Source organism: Nesterenkonia sp. K-15-9-6 (genome assembly GCF_052656005.1).
The window spans coordinates 1-25,817 of sequence record NZ_JBQYEY010000012.1 but is presented as its reverse complement, the minus strand read 5'-3'; the positions used below and the strand labels follow the sequence as shown (position 1 = coordinate 25,817).

22 protein-coding genes are annotated in these 25,817 nt (G+C 69.5%); 11 read left to right on the top strand and 11 right to left on the bottom strand.

Going from position 1 to position 25,817, the window contains the following annotated elements:
* Window positions 1-309: 309 nt before the first annotated feature.
* Complete coding sequence (locus SD455_RS09030; RefSeq protein ID WP_445507882.1) at window positions 310-1,545, bottom strand: acyl-CoA dehydrogenase family protein; 1,236 nt, start codon at window positions 1,543-1,545, stop codon at window positions 310-312.
* A gap of 62 nt (window positions 1,546-1,607) precedes the next feature.
* Entirely contained in the window at window positions 1,608-3,125 is a 1,518-nt protein-coding gene (locus SD455_RS09025) for a class I adenylate-forming enzyme family protein (protein WP_445507881.1), read from the bottom strand.
* Window positions 3,126-3,538: 413 nt separating this feature from the next.
* Here SD455_RS09025 and SD455_RS09020 point away from each other — a divergent pair, with 413 nt between their 5' ends.
* The 4 genes from SD455_RS09020 to SD455_RS09005 are packed head-to-tail and all read left to right on the top strand — an operon-like array spanning window position 3,539 to window position 8,641.
* Window positions 3,539-4,717, top strand: coding sequence for a TAXI family TRAP transporter solute-binding subunit (locus SD455_RS09020; RefSeq protein WP_070161295.1), 1,179 nt, complete (start codon window positions 3,539-3,541; stop codon window positions 4,715-4,717).
* Window positions 4,714-6,810: a TRAP transporter fused permease subunit gene (locus SD455_RS09015; RefSeq protein ID WP_083277648.1), complete on the top strand. Its 2,097-nt coding sequence runs from the start codon at window positions 4,714-4,716 to the stop codon at window positions 6,808-6,810. The genes SD455_RS09020 and SD455_RS09015 overlap by 4 nt, the downstream gene beginning before the upstream one ends.
* Window positions 6,811-6,863: 53 nt before the next feature.
* Window positions 6,864-7,745, top strand: a complete 882-nt coding sequence (locus tag SD455_RS09010; protein WP_083277654.1) for an enoyl-CoA hydratase/isomerase family protein — start codon at window positions 6,864-6,866, stop codon at window positions 7,743-7,745.
* Window positions 7,742-8,641, top strand: a complete 900-nt coding sequence (locus SD455_RS09005; protein ID WP_445507880.1) for a 3-hydroxyacyl-CoA dehydrogenase family protein — start codon at window positions 7,742-7,744, stop codon at window positions 8,639-8,641. The genes SD455_RS09010 and SD455_RS09005 overlap by 4 nt, the downstream gene beginning before the upstream one ends.
* A gap of 30 nt (window positions 8,642-8,671) precedes the next feature.
* On the opposite strand, the gene SD455_RS09000 is transcribed toward SD455_RS09005, so the two are convergent.
* A complete protein-coding gene (locus SD455_RS09000) occupies window positions 8,672-9,598 on the bottom strand; it encodes a LysR family transcriptional regulator (protein WP_070161293.1) in 927 nt (308 codons plus the stop codon).
* 137 nt (window positions 9,599-9,735) lie between these two features.
* Here SD455_RS09000 and SD455_RS08995 point away from each other — a divergent pair, with 137 nt between their 5' ends.
* From SD455_RS08995 to SD455_RS08985, 3 genes are all read left to right on the top strand, one after another.
* Entirely contained in the window at window positions 9,736-11,016 is a 1,281-nt protein-coding gene (locus SD455_RS08995) for a CaiB/BaiF CoA transferase family protein (RefSeq protein ID WP_083277646.1), read from the top strand.
* A 26-nt stretch (window positions 11,017-11,042) separates the two neighbouring features.
* Window positions 11,043-11,444, top strand: coding sequence for an acyl-CoA thioesterase (locus tag SD455_RS08990; RefSeq protein WP_070161356.1), 402 nt, complete (start codon window positions 11,043-11,045; stop codon window positions 11,442-11,444).
* An 89-nt stretch (window positions 11,445-11,533) separates the two neighbouring features.
* Window positions 11,534-12,778, top strand: a complete 1,245-nt coding sequence (locus SD455_RS08985) for an acyl-CoA dehydrogenase family protein (protein WP_070161292.1) — start codon at window positions 11,534-11,536, stop codon at window positions 12,776-12,778.
* A gap of 11 nt (window positions 12,779-12,789) precedes the next feature.
* Here SD455_RS08985 and SD455_RS08980 read toward each other — a convergent pair whose 3' ends face one another.
* Window positions 12,790-13,323: a GNAT family N-acetyltransferase gene (locus tag SD455_RS08980; protein WP_445507879.1), complete on the bottom strand. Its 534-nt coding sequence runs from the start codon at window positions 13,321-13,323 to the stop codon at window positions 12,790-12,792.
* Between the two features lie 11 nt (window positions 13,324-13,334).
* Window positions 13,335-14,783, bottom strand: coding sequence for a galactokinase (locus tag SD455_RS08975; protein ID WP_445507878.1), 1,449 nt, complete (start codon window positions 14,781-14,783; stop codon window positions 13,335-13,337).
* Window positions 14,784-14,984: 201 nt separating this feature from the next.
* Between SD455_RS08975 and SD455_RS08970 the strand changes: the two genes are divergently transcribed.
* On the top strand, window positions 14,985-15,407 hold the full coding sequence (locus SD455_RS08970) for an organic hydroperoxide resistance protein (RefSeq protein ID WP_070161354.1): 423 nt from the start codon (window positions 14,985-14,987) through the stop codon (window positions 15,405-15,407).
* Window positions 15,408-15,547: 140 nt separating this feature from the next.
* On the opposite strand, the gene SD455_RS08965 is transcribed toward SD455_RS08970, so the two are convergent.
* From SD455_RS08965 to SD455_RS08955, 3 genes are all read right to left on the bottom strand, one after another.
* Window positions 15,548-17,857: a family 78 glycoside hydrolase catalytic domain gene (locus SD455_RS08965; protein WP_445507877.1), complete on the bottom strand. Its 2,310-nt coding sequence runs from the start codon at window positions 17,855-17,857 to the stop codon at window positions 15,548-15,550.
* Window positions 17,858-17,883: 26 nt separating this feature from the next.
* Window positions 17,884-19,164 (bottom strand): MFS transporter, encoded by a 1,281-nt coding sequence (locus SD455_RS08960; protein ID WP_445507876.1) that lies wholly within the window; start codon window positions 19,162-19,164, stop codon window positions 17,884-17,886.
* 156 nt (window positions 19,165-19,320) lie between these two features.
* Window positions 19,321-20,370 (bottom strand): LacI family DNA-binding transcriptional regulator, encoded by a 1,050-nt coding sequence (locus tag SD455_RS08955; RefSeq protein ID WP_445507875.1) that lies wholly within the window; start codon window positions 20,368-20,370, stop codon window positions 19,321-19,323.
* 356 nt (window positions 20,371-20,726) lie between these two features.
* Between SD455_RS08955 and SD455_RS08950 the strand changes: the two genes are divergently transcribed.
* The 3 genes from SD455_RS08950 to SD455_RS08940 all read left to right on the top strand — a co-directional run bounded on the left by SD455_RS08950 (window position 20,727) and on the right by SD455_RS08940 (window position 22,950).
* Window positions 20,727-21,899 carry a pirin family protein gene (locus SD455_RS08950; RefSeq protein ID WP_070161285.1) on the top strand — a complete coding sequence of 391 codons (1,173 nt, stop codon included), beginning with the start codon at window positions 20,727-20,729 and terminating at the stop codon, window positions 21,897-21,899.
* Window positions 21,900-22,051: 152 nt separating this feature from the next.
* A complete protein-coding gene (locus SD455_RS08945) occupies window positions 22,052-22,279 on the top strand; it encodes a hypothetical protein (RefSeq protein WP_139827617.1) in 228 nt (75 codons plus the stop codon).
* Window positions 22,280-22,410: 131 nt separating this feature from the next.
* Window positions 22,411-22,950, top strand: coding sequence for an NADPH-dependent FMN reductase (locus SD455_RS08940; protein ID WP_083277643.1), 540 nt, complete (start codon window positions 22,411-22,413; stop codon window positions 22,948-22,950).
* Between the two features lie 112 nt (window positions 22,951-23,062).
* Here the strand turns inward: SD455_RS08940 and SD455_RS08935 are convergent, their stop codons facing one another.
* The 3 genes from SD455_RS08935 to SD455_RS08925 form a co-directional block, all read right to left on the bottom strand.
* Entirely contained in the window at window positions 23,063-24,238 is a 1,176-nt protein-coding gene (locus tag SD455_RS08935; RefSeq protein WP_445507874.1) for a glycerate kinase, read from the bottom strand.
* 58 nt (window positions 24,239-24,296) lie between these two features.
* Entirely contained in the window at window positions 24,297-25,388 is a 1,092-nt protein-coding gene (locus SD455_RS08930; protein ID WP_445507873.1) for a tartrate dehydrogenase, read from the bottom strand.
* A 100-nt stretch (window positions 25,389-25,488) separates the two neighbouring features.
* Window positions 25,489-25,746, bottom strand: a complete 258-nt coding sequence (locus SD455_RS08925; protein ID WP_445507872.1) for a LysR substrate-binding domain-containing protein — start codon at window positions 25,744-25,746, stop codon at window positions 25,489-25,491.
* Window positions 25,747-25,817 lie beyond the last annotated feature (71 nt).

The window sequence follows — 25,817 nt, the reverse complement described above, 5'->3', positions numbered from 1 at the left end:
CCGAGTGCCTCAGGGGCCCCGGCCGAGAGGCGCTGGTGGACGGTCAGGACCTCACTCTACGGACCCCCAACGGCCTGGCCGGGCATCTGCAGCAGGAGGGGTGCGGGGTGTTCCTCATGGACTGCCGGGGTCATGGGCGCGATCTCGGGAGCCCCACGGATGAGGGGCGTCTCAACGAGGCATCGCGGAGCCTGGGGGCACGCGAGGAGCAGGGCTTCCCGCCCGGGCGGCCCTGCTCCTCAGGGCGAGTCTCCCGTGACGGATGCCGTGGCTGAGCCCTCCATCGCGGAGGCCGTCAACCTCAGATGATCAGCGGAAAGCGGCCTCCCCGGTGAGCCGCTGACCGATGATCAGGGTGTGGACCTCGTCAGTGCCCTCATAGGTGCGGACCGACTCCAGGTTGTTGGCGTGTCGCAGCGGGGAGTGCTCGGCGGTGATGCCGTTGCCGCCCAGGATGGTGCGGGCCTCTCGGCAGATCTCGATGGCGGTCCGGCAGTTGTTCAGCTTGCCCACGGAGATCATGTGGTTCTCCAGGGTGCCGGCGTCCTTCGCCCGGCCCAGCTGCAGGGCCAGCAGCTGGCCCTTGGTGAGTTCCAGGGCCATGTCGGTGAGCTTCTTCTGGGTCAGCTGGTAGCCGGAGAGCGGGCGGCCGAACTGCTGGCGCTCCGCCGCGTAGTCCAGGGCGGCTTCCAAGGCGTCTCGGGCCGCGCCCATGGCACCCCAAGCGATGCCGTAGCGGGCCTCCGAGAGGCAGGAGAAGGGGCCACGCAGGCCCGGGTGCTTCGGCAGGATCGCATCGGCTGGCAGCCGGACGCCGTCCAGGACGATGTCGCACTGCAGGGAGGCGCGCATGGAGAGCTTCCGTTCGATGGCCTCGGCCCGGAACCCGAGGGTGTCGGTCGGCACGATGAAGCCGCGCACCACCTCGCCCGCGTCGTCGGGGCGGGTACGGTGCTCGCCATCGACGGCGGCCTCGGACTCCCCGGCCGCGACCTTGGCCCAGATGATCGCCACATCCGCGATCGTGGCCAGGCCGATCCAGCGCTTCGCCCCGTCGAGCACCCATTCGTCACCCTCACGGCGGGCCCGGGTGGACATGCCGCCCGGGTCTGAGCCGGCGGTCGGCTCGGTCAGTCCGAAGCATCCGATGGTGTCCCCGGCGGCCATGCCGGGCAGCCACTGCTGCTTCTGCGCCTCGGAGCCGTGCTTGTGGATGGCCGACATCGCCAGCGAGCCCTGCACCGAGACCACCGTGCGGATCCCCGAGTCCCCGGCCTCCAGCTCCTGCATGGCCAGCCCGTACTCAGTGGCGCTGCGGCCCGCGCAGCCGTAGCCGCTCAGGTGCATGCCGAACAACCCCAGCTCCGCCATCTCCCCGAACAGCTCCGTGGGCAGGACCGCCTCGTCGTACCACCGGGCGATGTGCGGACGGATCCTCCGGTCCACGAACTCCGCAACCCGGTCCCGGGTGGCGATCTCCTCGGCGGAGAGCTGGGTCTCGATGCCCATCAGGTCGGTGCGGTGGAGGGCGGGGGTGGTGGTCATCAAGACTCCTTCGTCATGGGGCGGGTGCGGGTGGTCGGGGATGGGTGGGACTGGGCGGTGAGTCACGCGGGGTCGACGGTCCGCTCCGCCAGCAGGCTGCGGGCTGCAGGTCGAATGATCTTCCCCGCGGCGGTCCGCGGCAGAGAGTCGATCAGGTGGGTCTGCCGGGGGCGTTTGTACGGGGCGAGCTCCTGGCGTGCATGCTGATCGAGGGTCTCCAGCAGCTGGGTCCGGTCCGGTGTGCTCAGCTCCGCCGTGGGGCGACGTGGAACCACCAGGGCGGCGATCTCCTGTCCGAGCCTCTCATGGGGCTGCCCCAGGACCACGGCCTCCGCGACGTCCGGATGGGACGTCAGCACGTGTTCCACCTCGGCCGGATAGACGTTGCGGCCGCCGCGGATGATCATGTTCGACCGACGATCGACCAGGTGGACGTAGCCGTCCGGGGTGATCCAGGCGAGATCCCCGGTGCGGAGCCAGTCGCCGTCGAATGCCGCGGAGGTGGCGTCGGGATCTCCGGCGTATCCGGCGAAGACCGTGGGACCGCAGATCTGGAGCTCACCCACATGCTCCGGTCCAGGAGGGAGCGGAGTTCCGTCATCGGACACGACACGCATCTGCGTGCCCCAGGACGGTGTGCCGACTGAACCGGGGCGTCGTCGTGCTCTGCTCGAGTTCACGCATACCGACGACGTCGTCTCGGAGGACCCATAGCCCTCCAGCAGGGTCGCACTGGGAATCAAGTTCTCGAAGTCCTCCAGCACGCCGGGAGGCAGTGCCGAGCCGCCGGAAGTGACGTGACGCAGGCTGGAGAGATCACGTTCTCCGACGCCTTGTCGGATCATGTCCAGGAACATGGTGGGCACCCCGGAGAAGCGGGTTACCCGGTGCTCCTCGATGAGATCCAGGGCCTCGGCCGCCTCGAAGCGGGACTGGAGCACCAGCGTCATCCCCCAGGTCATGGCGGCGTTCATCAGTCCGGACATGCCGAAGACGTGGTGGAGGGGCAGGGAGGCCAGGACCACGTCGTCGGCCGTGGGTTGGGAACGAGAGAGCAGGGCGGTGCAGCTCATCCAGAGGTTCCAGTGGGTCAGCTGCGCGGCCTTCGCGGCTCCGGTGGTCCCGGAGGTGAAGATGACGGCGGCGACGTCCTCAGGTGATCGTGCCGTCAATGACTCGGCGCCGTCGTCAGCGCTGTGCTCGACGAGGCCCGAGAGACTCAGCACGGTGAGGTCATCGCTGCCCTCTGGCCGGCTGCCGTCCAGGGTGACGAGCGCCCGGGCGCCGCACGTGCCCAGTGCGTGTCGCACCTCCCGGGCTGACGAGTACGGGGCCATCGGGGCGACGGTGAGACCGGCTCTCAGTACGGCGTAGTAGGAGACGACGAACTCGGGCGACGTCGGCAGGCTCAGTGCGACGGTGTCGCCCGGCATGAGCCCGGCATTCCGGAGACCTCCTGCGGCGCGACGGATGTGGTCCTCCAGCTCGGCGAACGTCCACGACTCTTCGGCGGAGACCACTGCCAGCCGATGGGGACGCGTCTGGGCGGTGTGTGAGACGGCCATCGCCAGATTGAACATGAGGACTCCTTACTCCGCGTCACGGGTGAGAGTTGTGGCCTTCGCATCCGCGTGACGAGCAACACGTAACCAGGGTCGGCCCCGTTTGGCAACGCGGTGACCAGGCTCCGGGCGAGGGTGCGACGCCCGTGAGGTCCCCGCGCACCACGTGGTGGCCCGGACTCTCCTGATCTGGTGCGGGACTCGGCAGGCGTTGCGTCTGTCGCTCGTGATTCATGCGAAAAGAGGAATAAAGCCCCCGTGGAGTGTTGCGGATCACACTCTGCGGGTATGAATGGAGGTACTGCTCCGACCGCGAGGCGACGTCCTCGTTCCGTCCGCAGACGATTCTCAGGTACGCCGGCCCGACAGGCTCGATGCGGCCTGAGGAGTCGGCCGGACGTCTCGCATCGCGCTCCCCACCTGGAGGTCACATGTCCCCGAGGTTGACTCGTCGCACGTTCCTGGCAGCCGCGTCCGGGACCGGGCTGGCCGCGCTGGCCGGCCTCACCGGATGCAGCCCGGCCCCTGCCCAGGCCTCCGGCCTGCCCCGGCAGCTGGTCTGGTCCACCTACGGCGTCGGCACCGGGACGTACAACGATCTCGCCGCCGTCGCCAACACTCTCACGGGGCGCATGGGGGTCCAGGTCCGCCTCATGACCTCAGATACGGGGATCGGGCGACTGGCCCCCATGATCAACGGAACGGCCCACTACGCCCGCGCCGGAGACGAGTACTACTACGGCTTCGAAGGCGACGACGAGTTCGCCTCCGAGCAGTGGGGACCGCAGCCCATCCGGCAGGTCTGGGCTCCTCCCGGCAACTACGGCGTCCTGGTGCTGGCGGACAGCGGAATCGAGACCGTCGCCGACCTCGAAGGCAAGCGGTACCCGCGCCTGGTGGCCAGCACCTCGATGAATCGCAAGCTCGAGGCGATCCTCAACTACGGTGGCCTCACCGGCGAGGACGTGGTCCCGGTGGACCTGACCTACGGAGAGCAGATCGACGCACTGCGCACCGGCCACCTCGACGCGCTCTATCAGAACGTGGTCGGCTCGAACATCGAGGAGCTGGCCTCTCAGCATGAGGTCCGTTGGCTCGACCTCGGCGGCGATGACCCGACTCGCTATGAGACCTGGGAGGAGCTGGCACCCATGGTCCGGCCCGGTGAGTTCACCGGTGCCGGGATGGACGACGGCGAGACCGCCGTCAACATGGAGTACTCCATCCCGCTGACCACTGTGGCCGAACGGCCCGCGGACGAGGTCTCCGAGTTGGTGCTCGGGATCGACGAGCACTTCGAGCATTTCCGGGATGCCACACCGGACGCGCAGAACTTCGGGCCCGACAAGGTCCTTCTGGAGCCGATGGTGGTCCCCTTCCACTCCGGGTCCGTCGAGTACTTCCGCTCCATCGGACGGTGGACGGAAGGGCACGAGGCCCGTCAGCAGGCCCTGCTGGATCGTGAGGGACTCCTGGCCGAGGCCTGGCCGGGATTCTGGGAGCGCCATGGCGACGACGACGGCGTCGCCCGCCGCTGGAAGGACTGGAAGCGGGAGAATCTGCCGAGCCTGCCCTCCATCGATTCCACCGACGACGGAGCTGACGCATGACCTCCATCAGTCCTGAGCGCCGCAGCGCAGCGACGACCCGGCGGGAGCAACCTGAGGCCCCCGGGATGCCCGCGATGTCCGAGGGGGAGGAGTCCACGGAGACGCGCCGCGTCCTCGACGCCGTCCGGAGGAACCCTCGTCTGACCCTCCCGTGGACCGTGGTCGTCACCGGGCTCACCCTGGCCGGGATCCTGCTGACCATGAATCAGGTGTTCTTCTGGAACATCGGAGGCCTGGCCGTGCTGACCAACGCCTTCCTCTATCTGCTGATCGCCTGCTTCATCCCGATCGTGTTCATCATGTGGCCGGCCCGCGGTGCACGGTCCGCCCCGACCGCGGGCGAGGACGCCGCCCCGGGCGTCCCCTGGTACGACGTGCTGGTGCTGGCGGTCTTCCTCGCGTGCTGCCTGTGGTTCGCCTACCACGGCGTGGACATCCAGGAGTATGGCTGGGAGTTCGTCGCGCCGACCACTGCCACGGTGCTCAGCTTCGTCCTGTGGGGCATCGTCTTGGAGGCCCTTCGACGGGCCGCGGGATGGATCGTGGCGGTGCTGGCCCTGGCCTTCTCGCTGTATCCGATGGTCGCCGACGTCATACCGATGGGTCTGCTGCAGGGGATCTCCTACGACCTTCCGACGATCGCGCAGATCCACGTGATGGGGGCGGAGAGCATTCTGGGCCTGCCGCTGCAGACGGCAGGGTCCATCCTGGTCGGTTTCCTGCTCTTCGGCGTCGTCCTCCAGCACACCGGCGGCGCAGGGTTCTTCCATGGCCTGTCCATGGCGTTGTTCGGCCGATACCGCGGGGGCTCGGCGAAGGTCACGGTGGCGAGCTCTGCCGCCATGGGCATGATGAGCGGCTCGGCCGTCTCCAACGTGCTCACCACCGGCCCCATGACCATCCCTGCCATGAAACGCAGCGGTTTCAGCGCCCGCATGGCCGGAGGGATCGAGGCCACGGCCTCATCGGGCGGCTCCATCACGCCGCCGATCATGGGCACGGCCGCCTTCCTCATGGTCTCCTTCGTCGGGGTTCCCTACACCGAGGTCCTCATCGCGGCCACCATCCCCGCGGTGCTCTACTTCCTGGGCATCTTCCTGCAGATCGACGGCTATGCCGCGCAGCAGGGTCTTACCGGCACGCCGCGGGAACGGCTTCCTCGGCTGGGCGCCTCGCTGCTGGCGGGATGGCCCTACCTGGGGGCGCTCGCCCTGCTGACCGTCCTGCTGTTCACCTCAGGGTCAGAGTCCCAGGTCCCGTTCTGGGTCGTGGGCGTGCTCCTGGCCATCGCTGTGGTCACCCCGGGGCTGCGCTTCGGTCCGCAGGAATGGCTCGCGATGGTGCTCGACGTCGGCCGGACCCTCGGGCAGATCATCGCGATCATCGCCGGGGTGGGGCTGTTCCTGGGTGGACTCTCCGCCACCGGAGTGGCGCTGTCGCTGTCCCGCGACCTCGTCGCCGTCGTCGGGGACAACCTGCTGCTGATCCTCATCGCCAGCGCCCTGGTGTGCTTCATCCTCGGCATGGGGCTGACGATCTCCGCGGCCTACGTCTTCCTCGCCATCGTCATGGTCCCCGCCGTCACCGCGCTGGGAGTGGATCCGATCGCGGCGCACCTGTTCGTCATCTACTGGGCCTCGGTCTCCTACATCACTCCGCCGGTCGGACTGGCCGCGTTCGCCGCCGCAGGGATCGCCCGATCCAGCCCGATGGCGACCTGCATCTCCGCGATGAAGCTCGGTGCCGTGAAGTACGTCGTGCCCTTCGGGTTCGTGCTCAATCCGGCTCTCGTGGCCCAGGCAGGGTTCGGCGATGTCGCGCTGGCGCTGCTGGCCGGCCTCGTGGCGGTCTACGCCCTTGCCTGCGCGATCGGGGGCTGGCTGGTCGGCGTCGAAGCGCATGTGAGCGTGCCGCTGCGGGTGCTGCTCGGAGCCGGCGGGTTCCTTCTCTTCCTCAGCGGGAGCATCTGGGCGTTGGTCGGCCTGGCCGTCGTCGCGGGAGTGGTGGGCGTGGCCTGGGCGGGACGCGGCCGTCAGGAGGACGACACACCCCAGGATGCGGCCGCCGAGGCCGCCGCGGAAGGAGCACGATGACACTGCAACCGACCACCGAGACCGACCCGACACGTGAAGGGGCACAATCGACGATGACCACATATGCACACGAATCCACCCGCAGGGTCGGGAGCCTGATCCTGGACGTCGACGACGGCATCGGGACGATCACTGTGGACCGTCCGGAGGTCCGCAACGCCCTGGACAGCCGTGTCCTGCAGCAGCTGGCCGATGCGGTGGAGGAGCTCCGGTGGGACGACGCCGTGCGGGTCATCGTGTTCACCGGGGCAGGGGAGAAGGCCTTCGTCGCCGGTGCCGACATCAACGAGCTCGCCCGGCGCACGCCTGAGGACGGGCTGCGTGCCACCATGCAGCGGTTCTACACCGCCGTAGAGGCCGTGGAGAAGCCCACGATCGCCGCCGTCAACGGCTATGCCTTCGGGGGCGGGCTCGAGCTGGCGCTGGCCTGCGACATCCGGATCGCCTCCACGGCCGCTCGTTTCGCCCTGCCGGAGACGGGGTTGGGCATCATCCCCGCCGCCGGCGGCACCCAGCGTCTTGCCCGGCTGATCGGTGCCGGGCGGGCCACCGAGATGATCCTGACCGGGCGCCGTCTCGACGCCGATGAGGCGCTGCAGGCGGGGCTGGTTACTGCCGTCGTGGAACCGGACGGCCTGCTCGAGGAGGCGCGACGGACCGCAGCCCAGATCATGGCCCGGGGGCCGCTCGCCGTCCAGCTCGCCACCACGATCATCCGTCACGGTCTGAACGCCGACGCCGCGACCGGCATGCTCCTTGAACGACTGGCCCAGTCGGTGCTCTACAGCACCGGAGAGCGAGCAGAGGGCACCGGCGCCTTTCTGGAGAAGCGGACGCCCGACTACAGCGCGCACCAGGTGGTGCAGCCGTCCCGACCCACTGACTCCGGAAGCCCCGCCGCATCCGATCGCGCCCCTGAAGGAGGCCAGGAATGAGCACTCACGCCCACGAGCCCTCGACGCCTCAGGGGGAGTCAGCGATCTCCACGGCCACCGTGGTGGGCGCTGGCACCATGGGCTCACAGATCGCGGCCGTGTCCGCGCTCGCCGGCTTCCGCACCCACCTGGTGGACATCAGCCAGGAGCAGCTCGACTCCGCGGGCGACCAGCTGCGCTCCCGACTGGACAGGGATGTGGAGAAGGGGAGGCGGACTCCGGAGGACGTGGCCGCAGCCTGGGGTCGCCTGAGCATGACCACCGACCGTGACGCGGTCGCGGCCGCCAGCGACATCGTCATCGAAGCCGCTGTGGAGGAGCTCGGTGTGAAACGCCGGATCTTCAGCGAGCTGGACGCCGTCTGCGGTCCTGACACCATCTTGGCCACCAACTCGTCCAACATCGTGTCGTCCCGCCTGGCGGACGCGGTGCGGCATCCGGAGCGGGTGTGCAACCTGCACTTCTTCAATCCGGCCCTGGTCATGGAGTGCGTGGAGCTGGTGCCGCACCCCGGCACCTCGGAAGCCACGCTCGAACGCGCGGCGGACTTCACCCGCGCCCTCGGCAAGACCCTGGTCACGCTGCGGAAGGAGATCCCCGGGTTCGTGGCCAATCGGCTGCTCCAAGCCATCCGCCAGGAGGCGCTGAGCCTCCTGGACCAGGGCGTGGCCGACTTCCAGGACATCGACGCCGCCGCTCGGACGGCCCTGCGCCACCCCATGGGGCCCTTCGAGCTGATGGATCTGGTGGGAATCGACGTCGTGCACATGATCCGGAACGCCGAGTATGAGCAGACCGGCGACCCCGCGAGCCTGCCCCACCCGGCCATCACGGAGCTGGTGGAGGCCGGACGGTACGGCAGGAAGAGCGGACAGGGCTGGTACACCTACGAGTGACGGTCCGTCGTCGGGAGACGCCCCCGCGCCTCAGGTGTGTCCGTCCTGCCCCTCCTGCCCGTCCCGTGGGTCGGGGAACATGGTCTGGGCGATGTCGATGACCGCGTGCAGCGCCGGATTGTCGTCGGCCCGCCGCCAGATCATCCTCACCTCCAACGGGCGGTCCTCCGAGGTGATCGAGGAGAACACGACGCCGTCTGACGAGACGTTGTCCCGCACGGAGTCCAGACTGAGGCCGCATCCCATCTGGGCGCCGACGAGGACCACCTGCGTCCATGAGTCGGGTGCGGTCTGCACGACTCGGGGGACGAACCCGGCCGCCATCGCCAGCGAGTTCAGGCGGTTCTGCAGCGCGGCGCCGACACCACCGGGAAGGGTGATCCAGGGCTCCTCGGCGAGGTCCCGCATGTCGACCGTGGCCCGCGAGGCCAGCGGGTGGGCCGCCGGCAGGACCACCATCACCTCCTCCAGGGCGATGACTGCCGAGTCGACCTCGGCCGGCAGGAAGTCCCAGCGCCCGATGACCAGGTCCAGGGAGCCGTCCAGCACGCGCTCGAGACCCAGATGGGAGAACTGCGAGCTGTAGAGCTCCAGCATGAGCCCGGGGCGTGCCGCACGGACCTGGCGGGCGAGCTCGCCGACCTTGCGATTGATCGAGGCCCCCGCGAACCCGACGCGGACCCGGCCCGTCTCCCCGGTGAGAGCGTTGCGCACGGCCTGTTCCGCCTCCTCTGACGCTTCGACGAGCCTCCGGGCGGGTTCGAGTAGGGCGCGGCCGGCGGCGGTGAGGGCGACGTGACGGGTGCTGCGTTCGAAGAGGTCCGCTCCCAGGGAACGCTCGAGCTGCTTGATGAGGCGGCTCAGCGGGGGCTGGGCCATGCGCAGCCGGGAGGCCGCCCGTCCGAAGTGCAGCTCCTCGGCCACCGTGAGGAAGGCCTGAGCCTGGTGGACCTCCATGCGCCTCCATTGTTCGTGCTGCCCGTCCGATTATTGCCGCGCAGGTATCAGAGTTCAGAGGAATTTGTCTTGGACAAAGCCTAATCTGCGTGGTTGTGTGGTGCAAAGCACAGCGTTCACAGGAATCGGGGGAAGTGATGACACTGTCAGCCGAAGACGTCGCCGCCGGGGAGTACGGATCTCAGGACCAGGACCCGGCGTGCTGGCCGACGTCGCAGGCCACGCCCACGGGTCCACTGGCCGGCGTCGTCATCGCCGACTTCTCCCGGGTGCTGGCCGGGCCGTACTGCACCATGCTCCTGGCGGACATGGGGGCGACCGTGATCAAAGTGGAAGGCCCCGGCGGAGACGACACCCGCCAGTGGATCCCCCCGCACCGTGACGGTGTGAGCACCTACTACCTCGCGGTCAACCGCAACAAGCACTCCGTGATGCTGGATCTGAAGGATCCTGAGGATCTGCGCACCGCTCACGAGCTGCTCGATGCGGCCGACGTCTTCGTGGAGAACTTCAAGCCCGGAGGCCTCGCGAAGTTCGGCCTCGACGTCGAGTCGGTGGCGCGGCGTTGGCCCGAGATCGTCCATGTGAGCATCACCGGCTTCGGCACCAAGGGCGGGGCCACGATGCCCGGCTACGACCTGCTCGCTCAGGGCGTCTCCGGGTTCATGTCCGTGACCGGGGAGGCCGACGGTTCGCCGCAGCGTGCAGGAGTGGCGATGTTCGACGTCATCACCGGCCTCCACGCGGCAGTCGGCATCCTCGGCGCCCTGCGGGAGCGGGAGGCCTCCGGCAAAGGTCAGCATCTGGCCCTGGACCTGCTCTCCTCAGCGCTGTCCGGCCTGGTGAACCAGACCACCGGCTACGTCGCCTGCGGAAACGTGCCCCGGAGACTCGGCAACGACCACCCCAGCCTCTATCCGTACGGACCTTTCCCTGCGAAGGATCGAGACCTCATCATCTGCGTGGGCAACGACCGGCAGTTCACCCGACTGGTCACCCGCCTCGGGCTGCCGGAACTTGCTGACGACCCCCGGTTCTCCTCCATGGAGGCCCGGAACGGGCATCGGGACGAGCTCCGCCCTCTGCTCCTCGACGCGCTCGCCGGAGCCACGGCTCAGGAATGGTTCGACGCCCTGCAGGCTGAAGGCGTGCCATGCTCGCCCATCCTCGGGATCGACGAAGGGGTGGAGTTCGCCGCCTCTCTGGGCCTGGAGCCTGTGGCCGAGAGCGGCGACGGTGAGACGAGCGTGCCGACCGTCAGGCATCCTGTCACCTACAGCCGGACGCCCGCCAGCTATCCCAAGCAGCCCCCGGCCCTGGGGGAGGACCAGGACGCCGTGCTGACCTGGCTCGCCGAGCGGCGAGAGAAGAGCGGAGACTCCTCCGGCGGCGGCGCCTCGGCTGAGGGCGTGCGGTGACAGGCGTCGCACCGTTCACCTGCGCCATGCCGCTGCGATGGTCGGATCAGGACCTCAACGCGCATGTGAACAACGCCAAGGTCATCACGCTGTTCGAAGAGGCGCGCATCCAGGCCTCCTCCCAGTGGTTCCGGGGCATTCCGGAGAGGCCGCGCCTGGTGCGCTCCCTTTCCGTCGACTATGTCCACCCGCTGCACTACGGGGAAGAGACGACGGCGCGCGTGTGGATATCCCGGATCGGCACGACGTCGTTCAGCGTCCACCACGAGCTGCACCAGAAGGGGCGGGCCTGCGTCACCGGCCGTTCCGTGATGGTCTGCGTAGATCCAGAGGTCGGACGCCCGGAGCCCCTGAGCCCGGACCTCCGGGCCGCGCTCGAGGCGGCGCTGATCCCCGAGGACACTGCCGAAAGAGCAGGGCAGCTCTGATCCGGCCCGTCCTCGCTCTTCCCCGAGTCGACCGGTTCCGACCACTCCCTGCTGTCCATCCCGTACGTTCTGAGAAGGAGATGCCTTCGATGGCTGAGACCCTGAGTGCCGCTCCGGCGGCAGACACCTCTGTAGGCCAGGAGCCGACAGTTCTGGACTTCTTCGAGCTCGACGCGGATCTCAGCCAGGACGAGCGGGACCTGCGTGACCGGGTCCGGGAGTTCGGACTGCGAGAGATCGCCCCGGTGATCGATGACCACTGGGAGCGGGCAGAGTTCCCCACCTCTGTGCTGCCCGGATTGGCGGAGCTCGGCATCGTGGGCGGCTTCATCCCGGGGCACGGATGTCCGGGGCTCTCCCGGCGAGCTGCGGGGATCGTGGCGCGGGAGATGGGGCGCATCGACGGGTCCGTGAACACCTTCTTCGGGGTGCACTCGTCGCTGTGCATGGGCAGCATCTACATGCTGGGCAATGACGAACAGCACCACCGGTGGCTGCCCGCCATGGCTCGATTGGAGAAGACCGGGGCCTTCGCTCTGACCGAGCCGGCCCACGGCTCGGACTCAGTCTCGCTGGAGACGCGGGCGCGCCGAGAAGGTGACACCTGGGTGCTCGATGGGCACAAACGCTGGATCGGCAACGGACATGCCGCCGACGTCGTCGTGGTCTATGCCCGGGATGAGGCTGACGGCCAGGTCAAGGCGTTCGTGGTGGAGAGGCAGGACGACGGCGCCTGGCCTGCGGGTTATCGGCCTGAGGTCATCACCGGGAAGATCGGCAAGCGTGCCATCAACCAGGCGGACATCGTGATCGAGGCCCTCAGGGTCCCCTCGGAGAACCGTCTGGAGCACTGCGAGAGCTTCGCGGGTGTCAACCGAGTGCTGGCCGCGACGCGCGGCGGGGCGTCCTGGGAGGCGCTGGGCCACGGGATGGCCGCCTTTGACATCGCCGTCCGCTACTCCCTGGAGCGGGAGCAGTTCGGCGGGCCCATCGGCGGATACCAGCTGGTCCAGGAGAAGCTGGCCACGATGCTCTCCGACCTGGTCTCCATGCAGCTGATGTGCCTGCGAATGGCCGACCTCGCGGAGGCGGGGAGGCTGACCGGCCCTCGGGCCTCACTGGTGAAGATGACCACGTCGCGGAAGGCGCTGGAGATGTGCCGCACCGCACGGGACATCCTCGCCGGGAACGGCCTTCTGCTGGAGAACGAGATCGCGCGTCATCTCACCGACATGGAAGTGGTCTCCACGTATGAGGGGACCGACTCCATGCAGGCGCTCATCGTCGGTCGAGAGATCACGGGTCTCTCCGCCTTCACCCGTTCGCGTCGCTGATCGCAGTCGGCTCAGGGCTCCAAGCGCTTGACCAGCAGCTCCTCAGTCTCGGTGGCGGTGCCGGGGGCGCCGCCGTCGTCCACGGATGAGAACGTGGTGGTGGTGCGCACGCCGGTGGGCCGGTACCCCAGCCGCTCGTAGAGCCGCCGGCCGCCCGCGTTGTCCGCGCTCACGCGCAGCTGGAGGCTCAGCGCCTCCTCATCGTCGGCAGGCTCACCATCGTCCGCCGACTCACCCTGTGCGGCCCGCGCCAGCACCGCCTGCTCAGCCGCGTTCATCAGCGCGGTGCCGATGCCTTGCCCTCGCCAAGTCTCGACGACGTGGACGTTTCTCACCTCGGCAGGCCAGGTCCAGCACAGCTCCAGTGACCCGCTCAGCTCCTCCCCGCAGAAGGCCACCAGGCCCGTGCCGATGCCGCTGGTCTGCTGGCGCAGCAGATACGGGCCCATGCTCGCGGCGTCCGGCCGGGCGGCGAGGAAGGCGGGGAGGTCGGTCGCGCGGATCTCACGGACGGTCGGTCCTTCCAGAGGGGCTGGTGCGACCACCTGGAAGGCCCTCACCCCACCACGCGCGCCGGCGCCGACGGTTCCACATGCAGGAACCGCGGAGCGGTGAACCCCTGCTCCTGGCACACTCGGGCCGCAGCCCCGATGACCGCATCCTCGCGGTCGCGGGGCACCAGCGCGAGCACGGAACCGCCGAAGCCGCCGCCGATCAGCCGCGCGCCCAGCGCCCCGACCTCGGACACCGTCCCCACCAGGGCGTCCGCCGCCGGGAAGGAGACTTCGGCGTCGTCCCGCATCGAGGCATGCCCGGCGGTGAGGATGCGACCCACCTCGGCGGCCGCCGTCGTGGGCTCCAGTTCCTCGTCAGTGAGGATCCGGTCCAGCTGCTCAGATCGCAGCATCTCCGTCAACGCATGCCGCAGGCGACGCCGGCATGCCGCCGTGCTGCGCCCCTCGAGCGCCTCTGCGCAGCCGGTCAGCTCATCGCAGCCTTCCAGCTCATCGCCGCCGACCAACGTATCGAATCGTGCCAGCGCGGCGTCGACGTCGCCGGGCTCCGGATGCTCCGGCAGCAGATCCCGCAGCCGGTCCACACCGAGCAGGCGCATCGCCGCCTCCGAGTCGGCGCGACGATCGTCGAACTGCCCGTCACCCAGCCAGTGGGCCTGCCGGGTGTCGATCGCCAAGAAGGCGTGCTCGGCCAGCAGTCCGTCCATCGGCAGGCGCTCCACCGTGAAGTCCCGGCAGTCCAGGGACACCACATGACCGGCACGCCCCCTCAGGCTCACCGTCTGGTCCAGCCCGCCGGTGCCTGCACCGACCACCTCCACCTCGGCGCGCATGCAGGCCGCAGCCAGCCGGGCCCTCAGCTCGTCGTCCAGGGCCGCGTCCAGCGCGGTTCCACGGTTTGCCGCTCCCAGCGGGGTGGCCAGAGCGACGAACGCCAGCATCGCCGAGCACTCCAGCGCGGCCGAGGAGGACAGCCCGCCGCCGATGGGCAGGGTCGAGCAGATCAGCAGGTCCGCGCCGAAGTCCTCCGGCACCGCCAGCTCCGGGGCCTCCTCGCCCACCCGAGCCAGCGCCCACAGGGTGCCGGCCACGTACCAGGTCCATCCTGAGATCTGCCCGGGCACGATGGTGTGCACATCGGTGATCGTGGCCGGCTCGCCGGCCTCCGCGCCGTCGTCGCTCATCACCGCGGCGACGGCGGCCAGGCTGAGGGTCTGCACGCCGTCGTCGAGCTCCGGGTCCAGGGTGCGCAGCCGCAGCAGGCCGTCCTGCCGCGGGGCGGCGGCCACGTAGGTGCCATGCGCCAGAGCCATCGGCAGGCACCGGCCACCATGGAAGTCCACGTGTTCACCGTTGAGGTTCGCCCGCCCGGGGGCGAACCAGACGCCGTCCGGATCCCGGCCGAACTCCTCGGCGAACCGGGTGCGGAGCCCTGCGCTGATGCGGTGCGGCTCCCCGGGGGAGAGGCGGGCGGCGTCGTCGGAATGCATGGTTCCCTATTCTGCCTGGCGGACGGCCCGGACACGGCATCGGTGACACGAGCCAGGCTCACCGGCGACGTCCCGCCCCCGGGTGGAGGAGTGGTTGAACAGCGCACAGCTCTGAGCGAATACCGGCACGAACCCCTGGTCAAGGCCGGACAGATGTGTTGTTCTGATGCAGGACTGATCGTCGACCGAGAGGAGATCACCATGGAGACCCTGTACACGGCGGAGGCCATCGCGACCGGGGGAGGCCGCAACGGCCACACCCGTACCGACGACGGCCGCGTCGACCTCGACCTGGCCGCCCCGAAGGCCATGGGCGGATCCGGCGAGGGCGCCAACCCGGAGCAGCTCTTCGCCGCCGGCTACGCGGCCTGCTTCCACGGCGCGCTGCAGCTGGTCGCCAGCCAGGAGAACGCCGAGCTGGGCGACTCCTCCGTGGGGGCCAAGGTCGGCATCGGCAAGCTGCCCGAGGGCGGCTTCGGTCTGGAGGTCACCCTCGAGGTGGTCGTGCCGGACTTGCCCCAGGATGAGGCGCAGAAGCTGGCCGACAAGGCCCACGAGGTGTGCCCCTACTCCAACGCCACCCGCGGCAACATCGAGGTCAAGGTCGTCGTGACCGACGACTGATCGATCCGCGAGGAGAAGCGCCCGCGCTTCCGCCGCACGTGCCACGGCCCGTCTCCCTGATCAGGGAGACGGGCCGTTGTCGTCTCAGCGGCAGGCCATCGGCGCCTCTCAGCCGAGCCCCGCTTCAGCCGAACCCTGCCTCAGCCGAACCGCAGCTCGTGGCGCCCCGCCCCGAGCACGGCCGGCTCAGACTGCGGGAACGTGGAGGAGAGGTCGACGTCGGCCGCGACCCCCTCCGGGAGCTCCACCGTCAGCACCAGCGCCTCGCCGTCACGCCGCCACGCCACCGAGACCAGCCCGTGGGGCGTCTGCTGGGTGGTCTCGGCCCAGGTGATCTCCTCGGCGAAGACCCCGACGGGAGGCTGCGGGGCCACCCGCACCCGCGCATAGCCCGGCGCCGCCGGAGCCAGACCGCCGACCACACGGTGCATCCAGGCGGCCACCGACCCCAGCGCGTAGTGGTTGAAGCTGGTCATCTCCCCGGGGTTGATCGACCCGTCCGGCAGCATGGAGTCCCAGCGCTCCCAGATGGTGGTGGCCCCCATCGTCACCGGGTACAGCCAGGACGGGCAGCCGGTCTCCAGCAGCAGCCCGTAGGCCTCCTCCGTGTGCCCGGTGCGGCTCAGCGCCTCGGTGATGTACGGGGTCCCGGCGAAGCCGGTGGACACCCGGAACTCCGCCTGGCGCACCAGCTCAGCCAGGCGCTCGCCGGCGGCGGCACGCCGTGTCCCGTCCAGCAGGTCGAAGACGATCGCCAGGGTGTAGACGGTGGTGGAGTCCGAGCGGATCCGCCCCTCGGCGTCCACATAGTGCTCCAGGAATGCGGCCTGGACCCGGTCGGCCAGCGCGCGGAAGGTGGCGGCGTCATCGTCGCGGCCCAGGATCTGCGCGCTCTCGGCGACCATGCGGGCGGTGCGCACCACACAGGCTGTGGCCACCACTGCACGGTCGGCCTTGGCGTTCCAGGGCTCGTGGGGTGAGGCGTCCGGGTCCAGCCAGTCGCCGAACTGGAAGTCCTGATCCCACAGCCCGGTCGGCGAGAGCCGGGACTCCACGCGGCGCAGATGCGCGGTCATCGAATCGTACTGGGCGGCCAGGACGTCGGCCTCCCCGGTGGCCTCCCACAGCGCCCACGGGACCCACACGGCGGCATCGGACCAGATGGCGGCCGACTCCACCGGCTGGAACTCCTCCGGCATGTCCTGGTACTTCAAGGCATCCGGCACCACATAGGGCACGAACCCGTCAGCGGCCCGCTGTTCCGCATCCAGGTCCCGCAGCCAGTCGGCCAGGAAGCCGTGCACGTCGTACAGATGCGCCGCCGCCGGGGCGAACACGGCGATGTCACCGGTCCAGCCCAGCCGCTCGTCGCGCTGCGGGCAGTCGGTGGGCACGTCCAGGAAGTTCCCGCGCAGCCCCCACACGACGTTCTCGTGCAACCGGTTCACCAGGTCATGCGAGGAACGGAACGTCCCGGTGCGCGGCATCTCGGAATGCACGACGACGGCGGTCAGCGCGTCCGCGGTCAGCTCGCCGGGGTAGCCGGTCACCTCGGCGTAGCGGAACCCGTGGAACGTGAACGTGGGTTCGAAGGTGTCCCGTCCGCCGGAGAGGACGAACCGGTCGGTGGCGTCGGCGTGGCGCAGCGGACGGGTGCCCAGCTCGTCGTGCTCCAGCACCTCGGCGTGCCGCACGGTGATCGTCTCGCCCGGCGCCCCGGAGGCGGTCATCCGGATCCAGCCCACCAGGTTCTGCCCGAAGTCCACCAGGGTCTTCCCCGAGGGGGAGGTCCAGATCCGCTGCGGGGCGATCTCCTGCTGGCGGCGCACCGGGGGGCCCAGCGGCTCCATCAGCTCGGCATCGACCTCCAGGGTGCGCACCGGCACCTGGTCGGTGTCCTGTCCCCGCTGGCGCGCGTCGATGGTCTGGCCGTCGTAGAGGTCGTCGGAGAGGATCTCCGACCCGGAGGCCGTCCAGGACGTATCCGTGCGGATCGACTGCACGTGGCCGTCGTCGTACTCCACGTCCAGCTGCATGATCAGGCCCCGGTGCTCCCCGTAGAGCCGCCGACGCTCCTGCCAGCCCAGCTGCCCCAGGTACCAGCCGTTGCCCACGGTGGCGGTGAGCACGTGCTCGTCGTCGGAGGAGTCGGCCCTCAGCTGAGGGGTGATGTCATAGGTCTGGTAGCGCAGACGCCACTCGTAGCTGGACCAGCCGGGGGCCAGCACGTCCTCGCTGACCGGGACCTCGTCGAGCTGGGCCTCGTAGACGCCCAGGGCGGAGGCGCGCAGCGTGGCGCGGGCGACGCCTCCGTGTCCGGTGTCCAGCGTGAAGGCACGGCGGAACCGAGGGGCGGTGTCCACGGGCCGGGCCGGGGTGATGGCCTCGGCGGTGAGCGGGGGGAGCGCAGCGGCGCGGCCGGCAGGGTCGGTGGCGAGGTGCTGGGTCATGGCGTCCTTCTGTCGGGGTCGTAGGGTCATGAGGTGCGGGAAGCTGTCGGTCGAGGGTGCGCCGTCGTGTCCTTCTCGGACTGCAGGACCTTCGGGCGGCGCGCCACCCAGAGGAAGCCGATGAGCCCGGCCACCAGGATCACCCCGGCGAGGAACAGGAACATCAGCTCGGCGCTGCGGTCCAGGATCGCCGGGGTGACGAGCCCGACGCCGGCGGCGACGGCACGGGCGAACGCGATGGACACACCCTGGGCGGTGCTGCGGTGCGCGGTGGGGATCAGCTCCTGGGACCAGACCTTGAACATGGGTTCGCCGGAGACGATGCCGGAGATTCCGTAGACCACGCCGAACAGTACGAGCGCGACGATGGAGATCCCCACCACGGCGGGAACCAGGCAGGCGATGACCGCCGCGACGGTGCCGAGCACGAAGCCGAGCATCCGGTATCGGGTGTCCACGATGCGCATCAGGAACAGTGAGGCGGCGATGCTGCAGCCCAGTCCCACCAGGCTCATGGCCGAGGCCGTGGAGACGTCGGCCCCGGCCACATTGACGTACATGTAGGTGGAGAACTGCCCATTGGTGTTGGCGGCGATGTTGGTGATCGCGTAGAAGAGGGCGACCCCGGCCAGGGCGGGCAGCCAGCGGCGGGAGAACAGGTCCTTGAGGCTGGCCCGATCCACGGCGCCGGTGTCCACGTCGACCTGACGTTGCGCCCAGAGGGGAGATTCCGGCAGGCGCATGCGCAGCGCCAGCACCACGAGCGCGACCACGAGCAGATGGCCGTACATGATGCGTGCCCCGGTGGCTCCCATGCCGCCGACGATGATGCCGAAGACGTTGACCACCGGGATCGCGATCATCCACAGCACGTGGGAGAACGCCACCATCTTGCCCTCGTCGTTCTCCGGCGCGGCCTCGGCGATCATCGCCAACGACGGCGGAAGGTCGGCGCCGGAGGCGAAGCCGAGCAGAAGGATGCCCAGGTACAGCGCGCCGACGCCGGGTGCGGCCACCAGGATGAGCGCGCCCACGGCGTAGAGGACCATGGTGACGGTGAAGACGCGGCGGCGTCCGAAGCGGTCTGAGAGATTGCCGCCGATCAGGGCGCCGAGGCCGATCATGACCATCAGCAGTGCGGAGAGCTGGCCGAACTGGCCGGAGGTGATGCCGAGCTCGTCCTGGTAGAGCACCAGCGCGGTTCCGGTGGTGACGATCGCGCCGGCGTCGAGATACGAGGCCATGCCGGCGACGCCGGCGGTCCACCACGCGCGACGACGTGCCGACGTCAGGGGGGTCAGTGCCATGGGTGCTCCTGCGGACGAGGGGATGACAGTCGATGCCGCCCGGTGAGGTGCATCACGTGGGCGTGGTCACTCAGCGTAGACAGTTGTAGAACGTTTTACAAGCAGTAAGTGAAACGATTCATGACGCGTGTCGGTGTGCCTCTCGGTCTGCCCAGGTCAGCGTGGGGGCGCGCTGGTGCCGCGGACCACCAGCTGGGGTGTGATGACTCGATGGGCAGGCTCGGCGCGGCCGTCCAGCCGCTGAAGGAGCAGCTCCGCGGCGATCCTCCCGGTGGTGGGTCCGTCCTGGTCCACCGTGCTCAGGGAGACCCGGCCGATGCTGGAGACGAAGGCGTTGTCGAAGCCCACCACGGAGAGGGCCTCCGGCACGTCGAGGCCGCGCTCCTCAGCGGCCCGCAGAGCGCCCAGTGCGCTGCCGTCGGCTCCGGCGAAGACCGCCGACGGCGGGGTAGGGGCGTCCAGTGCCTGGGCGGTGGCGCGGTGGCCTCCGGGCTCCGAGTAGTCCGTCTCGATCACCTGTGCAGAGAGGCCATGGCGCTCCATGGCCGCCAGGTATCCGTCCAGCCGCGGAGTCTGGGACAGCACCGACGGGCGTTTCAGCTCCCCGATCGGCGCCGTGATGTGCATGATCCGCCGGTGCCCGAGGGAGACGAGGTGATCGACCGCCAAGCCCGCGCCGAGGTGGTCGTCGGTGACCACCGAGTCATAGGTCAGGGAGGGTCCATGACGGGCGACCGTCACCAGGGGCACGCGGCGCCCGAGCTCCTCCAGCCACGCGGCCTCCATGCTGGGCGTGATGAGGATCAGGCCGTCCATCTGGCGGTCCAGCAGGGCCTCCACCGCGCGCTTCTGCCGGGCGGGATCCAGCCCTCCGGTGATGAGCACCTCCTGGAACGGGGTGGGCTCCAGATGGGTGGTGATCCCGTCGATGATCTCCCACTGGAACTGCGCGGCCACGTCCAGCAGCATCACCCCCACCGTGAAGGAGCGTCCGCGCATCGTGCGTGCGCCGGTGTGGGGACGGTAGCCGAGGGCCTCGACGGCGGCCTGGACCTTCGCCCGCATCTGGTCGCTCACGCCGTAGGCGTCACGGAGGACCTTGGAGACCGCTGCGGTGGAGACCCCGGCCTCGGCGGCGACGTCGGCGATGGTGACGCGCCGCCGTCGTGACGCCTCTCCGGTGCGCTCCTCGCGTGACCTCCCCATGGTCATGGGAGGCTACACGACCTGCTCAGGGTGCACTCCCCGCTGGGCAGATCGAGGCCGGACAGAATCAGGCCGGCGAGATCCAGGCCAGCGCGGAGGGCGGGCCCGGCTCGGAGATGCGCCGCGGTCCGGGGTGCCGCAGGCCAGGCCTGGATGTGCCGCAGGCCAGGCCTGGACGACCGGCCGGACCGGGCGCCTGTCCTCATGAGTTCCAGGATGACGGCTCACTGTGGGAATCAGGTGAGAGAGAGGGAGGCGGCCGGGGCTCTTGCGGCGTCGTTCCTCTCGGCTACAGTGGAGACCCCAGATGATTCAAATCTGAATGACCCCCGTGGCTGAGTGTCGGAGGTGCCAGGATGAGCAATGTGGAGCGCGCCCCGCAGGAGCGGGTCTGTGTCAACGGCCCCCAGGTCAACGGCCCCCAGGTCAACGGCCCCCAGGTGGGCGGCCCCCAGGTGGGCGGCACCGGGGGACTGCGCGACGGCGTCGCCGTGGCTGACTCCGGCGTCGAGATCCTTGAGCCGCGGGAGGTGCCGCTCGGAGGGCCGCGGGCCATGACTGTCCGCCGAACCCTGCCACAGCGTGCGCGCTCCCTGGTGGGGGCCTGGTGCTTCCTGGACTTCTACGGTCCTGACGACGTCTCCGCGTCCACGCCGATGCGGGTGCCCCGCCATCCGCACACCGGACTGGCCACCGTCTCCTGGCTGTTCTCCGGCCGCATCGACCACCTGGACTCCGCCGGACATTGGGCCACCGTCCGTCCCGGTGAGCTGGCCCTGATGAACGCAGGGAGCGGCATCAGCCACTCCGAGTACTCCACCGAGGACACCACTGTGCTGCATGGCGCGCAGCTGTGGTTCGCGTTCCCGCAGGACCACCGGTTCTCGGAGCCCTCACTGGCGGCGTACCGTCCTGAGACCGTCACCGGCCGGGGTTGGGAGGCGAAGGTCTTCCTCGGCGAGCTGCTCGGCAGCCGTTCGCCGGTGCCCACGCCTCTGCCGCTGACCGGCGCCGAGCTGCGCCTGGAACCCGGTGCGAGCCTGGAGCTCACGATCCCCGCAGATCACGAACACGGCCTGCTCCCGGTGTCCGGCCGGGTGCGCGTCGACGGCGCGGACGTTCCCGCCGACCATCTGGCCGTGGCCGACGTCGGACGCACCGCTCTGCGGATCGACGCCGGTGAGGAGCCCGTGGCGGCATTGCTGCTGGGCGGCCTGCCCTTGGGAGAGCGGATCGTGATGTGGTGGAACTTCGTGGGTCGCAGCCACGAGGACATCGCCGCCTACCGGGCCGCCTACCAGTCGGAGATGGGCTTCGAGCCTCCTCCTGCGGGTTCCCCGCTGCACCGGCACCTGCCGGAGGGTGAGCCGCTCGGAGCGCCGCTGTCCGGGGAGCTGCGGGACGCGCTCGCCGGGGAGACCTACGACGACGGCCGCCCCTTCCCGCAGTTCGGCGACTTCCCGCGGCACACCGAGCCGCCCCTGCCTGCCCCGGCTCTGCCGACCACTCGGATGAAGCCGCGGGGATGAGCCGACCCTCCGGCGTTGACCCCGGAGCGTTGGTCGGAATCCACGCACTGACGCGAGGTTAGCGATACGATCTCCGGGGTCAACGTGGGGCGGACGCCAGCGCCCGCGAGATCAGGACAGAATCTGTCCTCATCGCTCCATAGCGTGGGTGCATGATCACCACAGCGCCCCGGCCGGATGCCCCCGCGTCCGAGAGTCTGGAACCTCCGCCCCATCGGCAGGCTCGGGCCGCACGCCGCGAAGCCCGACGCCGTCGTCGGGTTCTCTCCCGCGAGGTCCGACTCCTCCGTGCTCGCGAGCTGGCCCTGCAGCGGCTTGAGGTCGAGCGTGCGGGTCATCGGTGGAGGATCGGAGGCTCCGGGGACTTCCGCTGGATCTGAGCTGGAGCTGAGGCGGCATGGACCGGGGCTGATCCGGATCCCCGCCAGGGGTAGGCCTTCCCGTCACCTCCTCCCGCCCGCAGGGACTGTCGTGCCAGACTGGCATCGTCGTCGACGGGAAGGGAGCACAGATGGTGCGGATCGGATACATCGTGGGCAGCTTCGCGGAGGACTCCGTGAACCGGAAGCTCGCCGAGGTCTTGGTGGACCAGGCCCCGGAGCGGGCAGAGCTCACCGAGATCGACATCCGCCCCCTGCCGCTCTATGACCGGCACCTCGACGACGACTTCCCGGCCGAGATGACCGTATTCAAGGAGCAGGCCTCCGCCTGCGATGGGCTGCTGCTGGTCAGTCCGGAGCACAACCAGAGCTTCCCCGCTCCGGTGAAGAACGCGATCGACATCCTCACCCGACCCCCGCGGCAGGGCGTGCTGCGCGGTAAGCCGATGGGCATCGCCGGTGCCTCGCCCAGCAGGTTCGGGACCATCAACTCGCAGACTCAGCTGCGCAGCTTCCTGCCGCTGCTCGGGGTCAAGCTCATGGGCACCCCGCTGATGGCCGTGCAGGTCACCGAGGACACCTTCGGCGACGCCGGCCCAGACGAGCAGCTCGCCACGCGCGCCGCCAAGTACATGGAGGCGCTCACCACCTGGGTGGAGCAGCACTCCTGAGCTCTCCCGGGAAGTCCGCGCCACGATGACTCCGCGGTTTAGGCCCTTCTGAGGGCTCCCAGCGCCGGATAAGGGCCCAAACCGCGGAGGCAACTCGGTCCGCGGAGGGAGCTCAGCGGCTGTGCGCCAGCAGCCCGCAGGCTTGGGCCGCGGTCTGCGTGATCAGCTCGGGCGCGCGCTCCAGCAGCTCCTGAAGCTCCGCGGCCCCGGGCGCGATGGAGAATGCCCCGGTCAGCCCCGCCTCCCGACATTCGGCGGCGGTCAGCTTCACGGTGCCGGCGATGACGACGACGGCGGCACCCGCCGGCGCGTTGCGGCGCACCGCCTCCACGACCTTCCCACCCAGTGACTGGGAGTCCAGGGAGCCTTCGCCGGTCAGCACGATGTCGGCTTCGGCCAGTGACTCGGCCAGACCCACGGCCTCGCCCACCATCTGCGAACCCGGCACCACCTCGGCCCCGAGCAGGCTCACCAGTCCCACGGGGATGCCGCCGGCGGCCCCGAACCCGGCGGCCTCCCGGTAGTCCTCGGCGGCAGCGCCGGTGTGGGCGGCGAGCACCCCGGCCAGGTGGGAGAGCCCGGCGTCGAGCGCGGCGACGTCGTCCTCATCCGCGCCCTTCTGCGGACCGAAGACGGCGGCGGCCCCGCGCTCACCGGTCAACGGATTGTCCACGTCCACGGCGATCCGCCACCGCACCTCGGCGGCGCGGGGATGCAGTCCGGAGACGTCCACGGCAGCGATCTCGGCCAGCCCCTGCCCGCCGGGCGCCACCGGGGCGCCTGCGTCGTCCAGGAACTCCACGCCCAGGGCGCGCAGCAGCCCGGTGCCTCCGTCGGTGCTGGCCGAGCCGCCGATGCACAGCAGGATCTCCTCCACCTGGGTGCCGCCGGGGGCGGAGTCCAGCAGGTGCTGCGCGATCAGCCCGACCCCGTAGGTGTCGGCCCGGCGTGGCTGCAGCGGCACATCGCTGACCTGCGGGAGACCGTTGCCCTGCGCCGCCTCCAGCACGGCGGTCCGCCCGTCGGCGGAACGGCCCACCAGGGCCGTGGCGGGACGCCCGATGGCGTCGAGGACCTCCAGCTGTTCAGCCTCCTGGCCCCAGACCGCCAGCAACGCCTCCAGGGTCCCCTCGCCGCCGTCGGCGAAGGGAAGCTCGGTGATCTGCGCCTGCGGGAACACCTCCCGAGCGCCGCGGGCCAGCGCGGCGGCAGCCTCGGCGGCGGTGGCGGAGCCTTTGAACGAGTCGGGGACGCAGACGACGTGAGGCATGCGAGTGACGTGTGTCATGAGCCGATCCTAGGACAACTGGTCGCGTCAGTTGCTTCCGTGACTCTGATGGGGATGCTCAGTTGAGTGAGTCGATCACTGCGTTCGTCACGTCTTGTGTCGTTGCGGATCCCCCGACGTCAGGAGTGAGAACTCCCCGTCGGCAGGTCTCCTCAATGCCGCGCTGGAGGCTCTTGGCGGCGTCGGGGAGACCCAGGTGATCCAACATCAGGGCTGCGGAGCCCAATGCGCCGATCGGATTGCAGAGTCCCTTACCCGCGATGTCAGGAGCTGAACCATGGACGGGCTCGAACATGCTGGGGAATCTACGCTCCGGATTGAGGTTCGCGCTGGCCGCGAGTCCCAGTGATCCGGCCAGCGCGCTCCCCAGATCCGAGAGGATGTCGGCATTGAGATTGGATGCGACCACGACGTCGAGGTCCTCCGGATGGAGGATGAACTTCGCTGACATCGCGTCCACGAGGACGCTCTCCGTCTCGACGTCGGGGTAGTCGGCGGTCACGCGCTCGAACACCTCGTCCCACAGCACCATCCCGTACTGCTGCGCATTGCTCTTGGTGACACTGGACAGCTTCCTGCGTGGACGAGTGCGAGCCAGGTCGAAGGCGAACCGGATGATGCGTTCGCATCCCACCTCGGTGAATACGGCAGACTGCGTGGCGACCTCGCCCTGGCCGGGGCGACCGTTGAAGTTTCGTCCCCCGAACCCTGCGTACTCGCCTTCGGAATTCTCCCTGACCACCACCCAGTCCAGCGGCGTGGTGTCTGCCTTGCGCAGCGGGCTTTCCACGCCGGGGAGGAAGGTGACCGGTCGGACGTTCGCCCACTGGTCGAAACCTTGGCAGAGACGCAGTCGCAGGCCCCAGAGACTGATGTGATCCGGCACGGTCGGCCATCCGACCGCCCCGAAGTAGATTGCGTCAGAGTCCGACACCTGGTCCGGTCCGTCCTCAGGCATCATGCGGCCATGCCGAGCGTAGTAGTCGCTTCCCCAGTCGAGCTCCCGCCAGGAGAACGAAAACTCGCCCTTGGATTCCCGAGCGAGCGTGTCGAGGACCGTGCGGCCGGCATCTACGACCTCCAATCCCACTCCGTCTGCGGGGATCGCGGAGATGTCGAAGGTTCGAGTGTCTGTGGTGGGTGTCGTCATGGTGGCTCCTGATGGGTCTGAGGTTAGTCCTGACCCCCAGTACACCCACGGCCCGCGCGACTGTCTAAGACGTGATCGCGATCAGATTCATAGGCCTGTCTTATGTGTCGTTGTCCGAGTACTCCGCGGCGAGGGCCAGGAAGGAGCGCGCTCCAGGGGTGAGGTCCTGGGACCGGTGGACGGCCGCCACGTCCAGGTGCGCGGCCGGGGCGATGCCCCGAACCCGACACCCGGCGGCGAGTGCGAGGTCCTTCCACGATTCGGGCATCACAGAGTGGCCGAGCCCGGCGAGGATAAACGGCAGGAGAGAGGTGCGGTGCGTGACTTCTGCGACGACGCGCAGGCTGTTGCCGGTCAAGTCCGGTGGAGTGGTGTATGAGCCGTGATCCTTCGATCCTGTGATTCTGGGTCAGGCTGCCAGGGGCTCCA